The sequence below is a fragment of the Bartonella massiliensis genome (assembly GCF_902150025.1).
GTDB classification, from domain to species: Bacteria; Pseudomonadota; Alphaproteobacteria; order Rhizobiales; family Rhizobiaceae; genus Bartonella; species Bartonella massiliensis.
Genome location: NZ_CABFVS010000001.1, coordinates 95,596 through 107,397 on the forward strand (window position 1 = coordinate 95,596; position 11,802 = coordinate 107,397).

Consider the following 11,802-nt stretch of genomic DNA (forward strand, 5'->3'; position numbering starts at 1 on the left):
TACACAAAAAATATAGAATTATAAAATTGTCGATAGTTGGAGTTGTTCATGTCTGATTTATCTTCAAATCGCTTGCCTAATCGCGCTTCTCGTGTCACCAATCAAGCGCTTTCTGCTATCGAGCGTTTTCTTCATATTGAAGCTCTGAGTGGTATTGTTCTTTTACTCGCTGCTGCTGCCGCACTGATTTTTGCCAATTCTCAATATGCTGATCTCTATGAATCTTTTTGGCATACACCTCTTGGCTTTAATTTGGGTCATTTCACTCTTTCATGGGATTTACATTTTTGGGTTAATGATGCCCTTATGACTATTTTCTTTCTTGTCGCAGGCATGGAAATTCGACGTGAAATTCATGAAGGGGCTCTTGCTGATTTTAAACAAGCAATTTTACCAATTATTGCTGCAATAGGTGGTGTTTGTGTCCCTGCAATCATTTATTTCATCTTCAACTCTAACGGTGGACATATCCACGGTTGGGCTGTGCCAACAGCAACAGATATTGCTTTTGCTCTAGGTATTTTAGCTCTTCTTGGAAAAAAGATTCCTGCTAATCTTCATGTTATTCTTCTATCATTAGCGATTATTGATGATATTATAGCTGTTCTTATTATTGCTTTTTTCTACTCAACAAACATTGATCCTAGTGGTTTAATGATTGCAGGAGCAGGTATTGCTCTGGTACTCTTTTTTCAATGGATCGGGATTGCATCAGCATGGCTTTACACTTTACCTGGTGCAATCATCTGGTGGGGTTTAATGGTAACAGGCGTTCATCCATCACTTGCTGGTGTTATCTTAGGTATGATGACACCTGTTTTTCCTACCCGCACTCTTGTTGCACCGCTCACCATGCTCAGCAACGCTATGCAAATCCTTCAAGAAAAAAATGCAAAAACAGATCTCCACCATATTTCAACTGCATTGAAAAAAATGCGCAAAGGACAGCGTGCTATGATTGCTCCAGTAACACGTGTTCAAAAAACATTGCATCCATGGGTTGCCTACGGTATCATGCCGATTTTTGCCTTCGCAAATGCTGGTGTGAGTTTTGCGAACTTTGACCTTTCTTCTGACAAATCATTCTTAATTATTCTTGGTGTTGTCATTGGTCTTTTCGTTGGTAAGCCCCTTGGCATTATCACAGCCAGTTATCTAGCCATAAAATCAGGACTATGCCGCCTCCCTCCACAAATGACATGGGCTGGCATTTTACTCATTGGTTTTTTAGCAGGAATTGGCTTTACAATGTCTATCTTTGTTTCAATGCTCGCCTTTAAAGATATTATCCTGCTCGATGCGGCAAAAATTGGGGTTCTTTGTGGCTCTGGTTTATCTGCTCTTATCGGTCTGGGATATGGATTTATTTATATTAAGCGCAATAAAGAAGTTTCTCATAGTTCTCAATAAACGAACTGAAAATATATTTTTATGTGAACCTTTTAAAAGTGATTTTGCTCATTTGTTGGATTTGAATGATATTTAATGTAAAATTTATTCTCTCACCTCATCTTTACACTTATGAAGGAGAAAACTAACATTATCATACTATTACCAGCCTCTAATGTTGAAACAACCTTTGACACTTAAGAGGATTCATAAGAGATATTTTTATTCCTTTCTTCAAGAATCTTTTACTTCTACACCAATCCTGCTCGTAACGTGCACAGAAATAATTTTAATTGTTTCAATATAAAAGATTTCATGGATTCAGAGAAACTATCTTTCGTCGAAGCAATTATTCACTATGAAGTAGCCGTAAATTATTATTATAAATCAATATATTATATTTAATTATAATAAATAAGAAAAGAAATTTTAATATATTCTTCTTTGTCATTGTTAAATGCGTAAAAGAATTACTCTCTTTGTAACTATCCCCTCAACTGATAAACCTTATGGGAAAGATAACACATTGATTTATAATGGAAATCTAGCGTTGTTCATATTGAATGAGAGTCCCGAATAACGTAAGATTCTCTCGTTTCAAATCTGTTTATATTGCATCAATCAAAACCATTATCTTGCGTATCAAAAGTGGAGAGTGGCTTTGTGGGTGGAACTGTTAAAGCAAGGACTAAAAATGCCTTTTATGAAGAGTCTTAAGTGCCAAGGATTGGTCCGCAACACTCAAAGGCTGGCAAATAGATGGTGCTGGCTTGTTTTTCCACAAACGTAAAGATGGTGGTGCTCAATGGCTTTATCGTTATACCATGCACCGGTAACTGGCGCGAAATAAGCTTGAGAGAATTGGGAGATGTTTCTTTAAAACAAAAACAATCCTTTGCTTTGTTGGATTGATCTTTTAGCATAATCAAGATTTTACCTACAGTCCTTGAAATGGATGTATTTGCTTGCTAGAGTATTTTTATCTTATGTTCTTGCTGGTTTAATGAATAATTTAAAGATCCCCATAAAAACATGTAAGGATTGTCTCTTGTTGTTTTATTTATCATGAGATAAAAATATTAAACCTCAACAAGAGTTTCTTTTATTATAGCCTCTGCCCTTAGCTTATTTGCTATACTCAAATATATTTTGTGCATATCTCTAGAGGTCGCTCTTATATTGCCATATGAATCTCTCATGAGAATAAAAATATCATGATCAGTGCAGAAATTGATAAGCTTTTTGGATAGCTTGCTTCCTTTGAATTTTTCAAAAAAGTGCGTTGCAGTGTAATGATTATCAAACGTCTCTTTAACGTATTAAGATAATATTTTTTCAAAAAATCTTAGATTATCGTAATCAAACTTTTAAAGCCCTCGATATAAAATCTAAACGAGGCCATAAAGGAGAATAGATAAGTTTTTAAATAATATTCATAGATGGATATATTTTATTTATCGTCAAAACAAACCTTGTCTATATGGTGTCGTATTTGATTATGAATTAAAGAAACAGAGGCGGTTCCATCAATGACGATAAATCGTTCATCTATTTCTGATAAAAGTTGGTATGCCTTAGAAACTTTTTCAATAAATGAGCGTTTTTCCTCGTGTTTTAAGGTTAAACCATCCCTTTTTTGCAATCGTTCGATAATAGCAGCAAGCGGTAAATGAAGATAAAATGTGATATGAGGTCTTGGAATAGATTGATTTAATTTAATCGCATTTTCAAGAGAGAGTCCTCGAGCATAGAAATAAACAAGACTAGAATAAACATATCGATCATTGATTAATAAATTTTGCGATGAAGTTAAAGAAGGTTCGATGATTTCAAGTATATGCTTTCGTCTATCTGTTGCGGCTAAAAGCGCTAAAAGCAATGAATCAATTGGTTTTCCACTCTCTAAATAACCTCTCACCTCTTGATTATTTCTATACCAGTGGCTGGGTTGAAAAGTTTGCATTATATGTTTTTCTTGTGAGTAATGGCGAGAAATTTCTTGTGCTTGAGTAGTCTTTCCACTCCCATCAAATCCACATAAAGCAACAAAAGAACCAGAATATGGCTCCAAAGACCACATGGAATTATAAATATCTTTATTAAGATATATTTTCTCTCCATCCATAATTTACATCATTTTACATCTAAAACCTTTTTGTTTAGAGATAAAGCATTTTATCTCTTGATATCAGAGATATGATATCAAGAGCACCATCCTCTTCAGCGCAAAGGCTTAAAATTTTTTATAACTGATTGACTACTAGGATAACATTTTTAATTTTGAACCAACTAAAAAGCAAGTTATGTAAGCTCTAGAGGGTTATTTCTGAAGTATAAATCACCATTTTATAAATATATATGGTACCTTCTTCTTCTATTTAAAACACTTAACTTACAAACAATTCTTATTTTACTTTATATTATATCTAAATAATTTATAAGAAGTACTTTATGTTATCTCTTAAATAGTTTTTATGCATATGCTAAACTTGTTTGTAACACGCAAGCAAACAGTTTTTTTCTTCATCACAAGAAAATCTTTAATGAAAAAATTTCACGGTATTAATTATTCTTATTTAAATTAAAAGTATAAATTATGCTTATAAAGCAAATCATTCATACATATTAACCTATTAAAAATTTATATTCTTAAAATTGAGCGTTTAAAAAGATTTAGCTCTTATCCAATCCATAAACAGCATGTAATGTCCTGACTGCAAGTTCAGTGTAAGCACTATCAATCAAAACAGAAATCTTAATCTCGGAAGTCGTGATTGCTTGAATATTAATACCCTTTTCGGCCAATGCCTTAAATGCTGTGGCAGCAACGCCTGCATGGCTACGCATTCCAATACCAATCACAGATATTTTTGCAAGATCTCTTTCAAATTGGAGAACATCAAATCCAATTTCTTTGCGATTTTTCTCCAACAATGCAACGGCTTTTTCTACATCTGCTGATGGTACAGTAAAAGTCATATCAGTTTTTGAGCCATCTTCAGAAATATTTTGCACAATCATATCAACATTAATGCACTCTTCAGCCAAAGGACCAAAAATTGCTGCTGAAATCCCTGGACGATCAGCAAGTCGACGCAGCGAAATTTGTGCTTCATCCTTAGCAAACGCAATACCAGTAACATTTTGTTGTTCCACGATTTCATCCTCATCGCAAATAAGTGTTCCAGAAGAATTCATTGGATCCTCCATGCCTAATGCATCAGGATCCTCAAAACTTGAACGTACAAAGGTACGAACCTTATGAACCATGGCCAATTCAACAGAACGAACCTGTAAAACTTTTGCCCCTAGAGACGCCATTTCCAACATTTCTTCAAAAGCTACTTTTGGTAAACGACGCGCTTTTGGTTCTATACGTGGATCCGTTGTATAAACACCATCTACATCCGTATAAATATCACAGCGATCAGCTTGTACAGCCGCTGCTATAGCAACAGCACTTGTATCTGATCCCCCACGCCCTAAAGTAGAAATCCGATTATCCGGGGTTACCCCCTGAAAACCAGCAATAACGGCAACCTGACCTTCCTGAAAACGCTCTATTAAAAAAGAGCCATCAATATCAGTAATCCGTGCCCGACCATGCGCATTGTCCGTATGAATAGGGATCTGCCAACCAAGCCATGAACGTGCATTCACGCCCATTGCTTGAAGTGTCAAAGCCAGCAAACCTGAAGTGACCTGTTCACCAGAAGCAACCACAAGGTCATATTCACGCGCATCTTTATATATGGGGGATGCATCACATGTCCACTGGACAAGCTCATTAGTTTTACCGGCCATCGCAGATACGACAACGGCAACTTCATGACCTGCATCAACCTCTCTTTTGACATGCCGTGCAACATTATGAATACATTCAATATTTGCGACAGACGTTCCACCAAATTTCATGACAATGCGTGCCATTAATAACACTCTTAACCTTACATCTTTTATCTCGCCCAATAATGAGAATAAGATGTTCTATCAACTAACCATTTTCTCGACATAGCGAATATCGATCATTTGTGCAAGTTGCATTATAATTATATTAATTGTTCTTAACTTTTTATAAAATCCACATGACTCAATCGTTAAAAATAAAAGGAAGGTAACATGGTAGAGGAAACTCAAACCACTATTGATCAAAGTGAAATTGATCACTTTTCACGAATTGCTACAGAATGGTGGAATCCACAAGGAAAATTTCGGCCTCTTCATCAATTTAATCCAACACGCCTTGCTTACATCAGAGAAAAAATCTGTTTAGAGTTTAATCGTGACCCTGTTTCACTGACGCCCTTTGATAATTTGAAAATTCTTGATATTGGCTGTGGAGGAGGCTTATTATGTGAACCCATGGCACGTCTTGGCGCTATGGTCGTAGGCGTTGATGCTGCACAAACGAATATTGAAGTCGCAAAAATCCATGCAGCTCAAAATGATCTTTCAATTGATTACCGCGTCACAACAGCAGAAGCACTCGCCAATGAAGGAGAAAAATTTGATATCATCCTGAGTATGGAAGTTGTTGAACATGTCGCTGATGTTAATCTCTTCATAGAAGCGACAGCAAAAATGCTAAAACCACAAGGGTTGATGTTTGTCGCAACACTCAACCGCACGTGGAAAGCATGGGGGCTCGCTATTATAGGCGCTGAATATATCCTCCGTTGGCTCCCTAAAGGAACCCATGATTATAAAAAATTTCTAAAACCCCAAGAGCTTAAAAATTTCTTATCAAAAAACGCTCTAACTGTCATTGATGAGATAGGGATTACTTATAATCCATTAAACGACAGCTGGAATCGCTCAAAAGACATGGATGTTAACTATCTCCTTCTCGCAAAACGATCTTAAGGATATACCATGCTCTGAAGGGGATATCATTTACAACGGTTATATGCCTTGCAATAAAGAATTGAGTTTTCCCTCAGCTTCTAAAGCATAAAGATCATCACAACCGCCAACGTGATAATCACCTATAAAAATTTGTGGAAATGTGTTGCGCCCATTCGCGCGCTGTACCATTTCTTGACGAAGAGATGTGGAAGCATCAATATCCGTATATTTTACGCCTTTTTTATCAAGTAAATCACATGCTTTTATGCAATAAGGACAGTTAGGACGTGTATAAATGATTATCTCTTTCATAAGTATTATCCTCCAATATTTTTTTAATAATATCCACTTTTAGTTCCCTTTAAGAAGAGGGAAAAATAGAATCTTCTTTAAGGACACGCGAAAATGTTAGCACATCAACTTGTCGTGCGCCTGCATATTTTAATGCAGAAGCTGCTGCCATAACCGTTGCACCTGTTGTAAAAACATCATCAATCAGTAAAACAGAGCGTCCTTTGAGATATTTTTTAACCTTATGCGAAACCTTAAAAGCATTCTTTACATTAAGTTTTCTCTCTTTTGAAGAAAGACTAACTTGTGGACGCGTATGCCGACAACGAACAAGCCAACCCGGTTTTAAAAGCTTTTTTTGTGATGCTGCAATATAACGCGCAAGCTCAGCAGATTGATTATAACGTCTCTCCCAAAAACGACGAAAATGCAATGGAATGGGAATAATAACATCACATTCATCAATAACCTCGCGTCCAGCAAACATCATCCAATTGGCCATAAAGGGTGCCAATTCTATATGATCACCGTATTTTAAGCGCGTTACTAAAGTTTGTGCAAGCCCTTTATGAACAATGACTGAGCGAACACGTGAAAAAGGGTAAGAATTACGAAGCGCTTCACCACTAAGAAAACCATCCCCCATATCACAAACAAACGGCGTCCCCATAACAGGACAATAAGGTTTTGTGATAAATTGAAGATCTTTCCAACATTCAGAGCAAATTGTACCATAAGTAGAAACACTTTGCTTACATCCAGGACAAATCGGTGGATAAAGCACCGCTTTAAAGCGCTCAATGAACTGACTGAGTATATCCCCGCTATTTAAAGCCGCTTCTCGAAAATAAAACATTATGAATTTAGGCTTTTACAACTTCCCCACAGAACAAAAGTTCCTTTGCATTTCCTCAATTTATAAATTTAATTTCTTTAAAAACTCTTAACCTTTCATAAATTTATTTTTCTTTTACATTATAAACTTGACAGAGCTTCCACAAATATGAACCTTTTCAAAATATATTCTTTTATAGATCGAAAGTGTTCTACAATATGTCGCATCCTTTAATTTTTGATCATAACCGCATTGAACAATTCCGCAAACGCGCCTTCCAAAAAGCAAAAAAAGGATATGACTTTTTGCTCTCTCTCATGGCAGAAGATCTCTATAAACGTCTTAGCACTGTTGATCGCCACTTTACATTAGCACTCGATTTACACAGCCATACAGACCTTGCCACACAAGCGCTCATGAAGTCTGAAAAAGTTTGTTCTATAGAACGTATTGAAACCGATACGCTTTATCAAAGCGATGATAAAAAGTTTCATTTACGCCATCGAGAATTTCTTGATTTTCCTCAAAATTACTGCGATCTTATTGTTTCACTTCTTTCATTACAATTGACGAATGATACTCCTGGTGTTCTAAGTCAGATAAAAAATATCCTTAAACCAGATGGTTTATTTCTGGCCGTTATGGCGGGTGCTGGTACACTCAAAGAATTACGTGAATGTCTCCTACAAGCTGAAATTGAAATCTATGGTGGAGCAAGCCCTAGGGTCTATCCTTTTGTAGACATTCGTGACGCTGGCGCTCTTTTACAGCGTGTTGGCTTTGCTCTACCTGTAGCAGACGTTGAAGATATCACAATACGTTATAAGACAATGTTTGACCTTATGTGTGATCTTAAAGCAATGGGAATGCAAAATGCCCTCATTAATCGTTCAAAGCGCCCTGTCTCCAAACGCTTTTTTCTTCGTGCCGCTGAAATTTATGCACAAAAATTTAGTGATCCTGATGGACGTATTCGTGCACATTTTTCTTTTATCTGGCTCTCTGGTTGGGCTCCGCACCCCAGTCAACAAAAACCCCTACAACCTGGCACCGCGCAAATATCTCTAACGGATGTTTTACAATCCAAAAAAATATAACCTAAAATCATTTTTTTAAATAGTTTTGTCCGTTGTCCGCAACACCTGACTGGTAATCGTTCCAGCGACCATTGAATCGCTCACATTTAGAGCTGTGCGCCCCATATCAATGAGCGGTTCAATAGAGATGAGCACAGCGACCAAAGTAACAGGGAGTCCCATAATTGGCAAAACAATCAATGCAGCAAAAATAGCCCCTCCCCCAACACCAGCAACACCAATAGAACTCAACGTTACAACGCCAACAAGCGTAGCAATCCACGTAGGATCAAGAGGATTAACCCCCACGGTCGGTGCAATCATGGTCGCAAGCATCGCTGGATAAAGACCGGCACAACCATTTTGTCCAATTGTTGCCCCAAAAGAAGCAGCAAAACTCGCAATGGATTGGGGTACACCTATCCACTGTGTTTGCGCTTCAATATTCAAAGGAATACTTGCAGCACTTGAACGGCTGCTAAAAGCAAATGTTAAAACCGGTAAAACTTTCTTGAAAAAACGAAAAGGATTAACCCCAGAAATTCCAAGCAATACACCATGAATTCCAAAAATTAAAATAATACCGACATAAGAGGCAATGACAAAAATCAATAAATTTAAAATATCTGCAATATGCGAAGTTGCTCCTACTTTCGTCATAAGAGCAAAAATACCATAAGGCGTCAAAGCAATCACAATACGAACTAACCGCATAATCCAAGCTTGTGCTACTTGAATAAATAAAAGCGCTTTTTCTCCTTTTTCTGGCTCATCTTTCTTTAAAAGAAGAACCGATGCCCCTAAAAATGATGCAAAAATAACGACACTAATAATTGACGTACGTTTAGCGCCACTTAGCTCAGCAAAGGGATTTTTAGGAATCATAGACAAAATCATCTTTGGTATATTCATATCTCCAAGTTGAGAAATACGCTCTCCAAGAAGAGCAGAAACATTTTGCCCTTCATGAACCAAACCACTCGCGGTTAAACCAAAGAAATTCACAACCAAAACACCAACTAACGCTGAAAGAGCCGTTGTAATAAGCAATATTGAAATCGTTATGATACTCATCTTTCCAACAGCATAAACAGAATTTAAATGAGCAACCGCTGAAACGATAGAAACAAAAACCAGCGGCATAACAACCATTTGTAACAATAAGATATAGCCTGTACCAACAATGTTAAACCACTCAACAGATTTCAATAAAGTAGCGTCACTCTCTCCATAAAAAAACTGCAAAATGCTTCCAAAAATCAAACCAAGGATAAGTCCTAGCATAACACGGCGTGAAAGGCTCCACTCCATTTTCTTACTTTGAGCAACCCACAATAAAAAAATAATAAATAGAAACAAATTGATGAAAAAATTAAATGTCATTGTCGATGCCCAGTCTGTGCCCACTATTGTTATGATTGATAGAAATAATATGCATAATTCAAAATCAATGTATGATATTTGAAATTAAAGTATAAAGCTTATAAGACTTTTGAAAAATCATTATTTTTTAATTTATAGATTAAAAAAGAACTTTTTACCTACGAATGACAGTTTAAAGAAAATAAATAAAATTATTTCCCTACTCTTTAAAATTTGCGCTCTCATAAAATAGGTAAAAAAGAGAAATATAAACAGTATTCATTACAGCTTAATAATGAATAATTTCAACACAGCTTATCCTATTCATATCCACTCTATTTTGCTCTTTAAATTGAAAGGACTTTCTGAAACAATTGATTAATTAACAAACGAACCTTCATGAATTTTCTGGAAAATACACCATCAAAAGCTCTTTTTACCAATTTTATGGACGACATTTTCAATCACTTTGATCTCCACTCCAAATACAATTATTTTATTAAAAATATCTTTTATACATTCTTTCTTTGCTCGCAATGGAAGCTTTTGGGGAAAGCTTTTTGATTTTTCGAAATTCTTTTTATAGGCATAAAAATATACCTTCTTAATAACAAAAGACATCGCATATATGAAGGCTTTGAAAACCACAAAAGTTATTGCAGAAAATACAACCAATAAGGCATAACATCACTTAAAACAACCGGAAACACAATAGCAACAAAAATATCATATATCTTATCGAAATAACCAAATTAAGTGATATCAACCACCATAATAGCCGTATTCAATATTGGTCTATTTACTGAAGTAAGAAAGTTAAATCATTCATGAAACGTACCATAACATTTATTGTTTTATCTTCTCTATTGATACTTTTGTTTGCTGTATTAGTGTCACTTGGATACACAAAAGTGAACGGTCGAGTGAGTACGACGAACTTTATCCGTCATACCTCAATAAAAACGATAGAATTGCAGAATATCGCGAAAAAGCTGAAATAGCAAAAGAATATATAAAAATGTTTAAGCATAAGACAGAACCTTTCATATCTACAGAATAGGATAAGGATTTGTTTTAGAATATATTTAATGACACAACAAATTAAACTCTATCATTAGATATTTTAAAAACATTCCCATACGATATATTTTTTCGTAAGTGCTTTGTTGTTTTGTGACAAAATAATAAATACAGGATAATGGCCATCTCTCAATGTTTGTTTATCCCATTTTATGACAACACTTGTAAAGGATATAATAACATTGAATAGTATTATTTTCATCCTTATGAAGGTGCATGGCAGTGTGCCATCATACGATTTTTCTAATTTAAAATATTGCGATAAATCTTGCATTTGAAAAAATTCATAAAAGTCATTTTTTATTCTATTCTTTAGTAACTTTTATCCATACATCCCCTTCTTATGTCGCGTAAATAAATGACTTTGAATTGCTTCAGTATCAACAGATTTGAAATGAGAGAGCCCTACAGTATTTGAGACCATTTTAATATAAACAACGGTAGATTATCATTGTAAATCAATATATTGTCAATTAAAAATGGCAACAGCTCCAAAATTAAAAAGCGCACTCTATATGTTTAGCTAAAAAAGCGTTTGTTGCCTACCATGACAAAGACTAAAGTTTTATATTCTATTCCATATATCAAAAGACTTCATTCCTGTAAAAACAGAATAACATATATTGCACAATAAAAAAGAATAAAATGCACTTTCTGATAATAATAAAGAAACATTCATATTGAAAATATAATTTCAAGAAATTGCTTTATTAAAAATATTTTTTCAGCATAGTCTCTTCTTTAAACACATGAAATTATCTTTTTTTAATAACGGTTCAAGTATTAAAAATCCATAATGATGTAATATAATAAAAATTGATTATTTTGGTGTAAACTGTACATGTAATGATAAACAGCTAAAAACTGCTTTTCGTAAATTAGCCATGCAATACCATCCTGATCGCAATTTAGGAAATAGAGACG

At 35.1% G+C, this 11,802-nt stretch carries 9 protein-coding genes; 4 read left to right on the forward strand and 5 right to left on the reverse strand.

The window, feature by feature from the left end:
• Window positions 1-48: 48 nt before the first annotated feature.
• A complete protein-coding gene (gene nhaA / locus FNZ60_RS00375; RefSeq protein ID WP_142415801.1) occupies window positions 49-1,410 on the forward strand; it encodes a Na+/H+ antiporter NhaA in 1,362 nt (453 codons plus the stop codon).
• 1,429 nt (window positions 1,411-2,839) lie between these two features.
• Here nhaA and tmk read toward each other — a convergent pair.
• Together tmk and FNZ60_RS00385 are read right to left on the reverse strand one after the other, a co-directional pair.
• Entirely contained in the window at window positions 2,840-3,469 is a 630-nt protein-coding gene (tmk, locus tag FNZ60_RS00380; RefSeq protein WP_142415802.1) for a dTMP kinase, read from the reverse strand.
• A 593-nt stretch (window positions 3,470-4,062) separates the two neighbouring features.
• Complete coding sequence (locus FNZ60_RS00385) at window positions 4,063-5,319, reverse strand: aspartate kinase (RefSeq protein ID WP_142415803.1); 1,257 nt, start codon at window positions 5,317-5,319, stop codon at window positions 4,063-4,065.
• A gap of 189 nt (window positions 5,320-5,508) precedes the next feature.
• On the opposite strand from FNZ60_RS00385, the gene ubiG reads away from it, so the two are divergent.
• Entirely contained in the window at window positions 5,509-6,252 is a 744-nt protein-coding gene (gene ubiG, locus FNZ60_RS00390; protein WP_142415804.1) for a bifunctional 2-polyprenyl-6-hydroxyphenol methylase/3-demethylubiquinol 3-O-methyltransferase UbiG, read from the forward strand.
• A gap of 39 nt (window positions 6,253-6,291) precedes the next feature.
• Here ubiG and grxC read toward each other — a convergent pair whose 3' ends face one another.
• Both grxC and FNZ60_RS00400 read right to left on the reverse strand, forming a co-directional pair.
• Window positions 6,292-6,546: a glutaredoxin 3 gene (gene grxC, locus FNZ60_RS00395; RefSeq protein ID WP_142415805.1), complete on the reverse strand. Its 255-nt coding sequence runs from the start codon at window positions 6,544-6,546 to the stop codon at window positions 6,292-6,294.
• Between the two features lie 49 nt (window positions 6,547-6,595).
• On the reverse strand, window positions 6,596-7,381 hold the full coding sequence (locus FNZ60_RS00400) for a ComF family protein (protein WP_142415806.1): 786 nt from the start codon (window positions 7,379-7,381) through the stop codon (window positions 6,596-6,598).
• A 197-nt stretch (window positions 7,382-7,578) separates the two neighbouring features.
• On the opposite strand from FNZ60_RS00400, the gene FNZ60_RS00405 reads away from it, so the two are divergent.
• Entirely contained in the window at window positions 7,579-8,457 is an 879-nt protein-coding gene (locus FNZ60_RS00405) for a methyltransferase domain-containing protein (RefSeq protein ID WP_142415807.1), read from the forward strand.
• A gap of 15 nt (window positions 8,458-8,472) precedes the next feature.
• Here the strand turns inward: FNZ60_RS00405 and FNZ60_RS00410 are convergent, their stop codons facing one another.
• On the reverse strand, window positions 8,473-9,819 hold the full coding sequence (locus tag FNZ60_RS00410; protein ID WP_142415808.1) for an L-cystine transporter: 1,347 nt from the start codon (window positions 9,817-9,819) through the stop codon (window positions 8,473-8,475).
• Between the two features lie 1,868 nt (window positions 9,820-11,687).
• Here FNZ60_RS00410 and FNZ60_RS00420 point away from each other — a divergent pair.
• Window positions 11,688-11,802 (forward strand): DnaJ domain-containing protein (locus FNZ60_RS00420; RefSeq protein ID WP_185913375.1); only part of this gene is annotated, 115 nt, incomplete at its 3' end.

Bases quoted from the DNA above. Each gene is read 5' to 3' on its own strand.
- nhaA (WP_142415801.1), top strand. From the start codon at position 49: ATGTCTGATTTATCTTCAAATCGCTTGCCTAATCGCGCTTCTCGTGTC.
- tmk (WP_142415802.1), bottom strand. From the start codon at position 3,469: ATGTGGTCTTTGGAGCCATATTCTGGTTCTTTTGTTGCTTTATGTGGA.
- FNZ60_RS00385 (WP_142415803.1), bottom strand. From the start codon at position 5,319: ATGGCACGCATTGTCATGAAATTTGGTGGAACGTCTGTCGCAAATATT.
- ubiG (WP_142415804.1), top strand. From the start codon at position 5,509: ATGGTAGAGGAAACTCAAACCACTATTGATCAAAGTGAAATTGATCAC.
- grxC (WP_142415805.1), bottom strand. From the start codon at position 6,546: ATGAAAGAGATAATCATTTATACACGTCCTAACTGTCCTTATTGCATA.
- FNZ60_RS00400 (WP_142415806.1), bottom strand. From the start codon at position 7,381: ATGTTTTATTTTCGAGAAGCGGCTTTAAATAGCGGGGATATACTCAGT.
- FNZ60_RS00405 (WP_142415807.1), top strand. From the start codon at position 7,579: ATGTCGCATCCTTTAATTTTTGATCATAACCGCATTGAACAATTCCGC.
- FNZ60_RS00410 (WP_142415808.1), bottom strand. From the start codon at position 9,819: ATGACATTTAATTTTTTCATCAATTTGTTTCTATTTATTATTTTTTTA.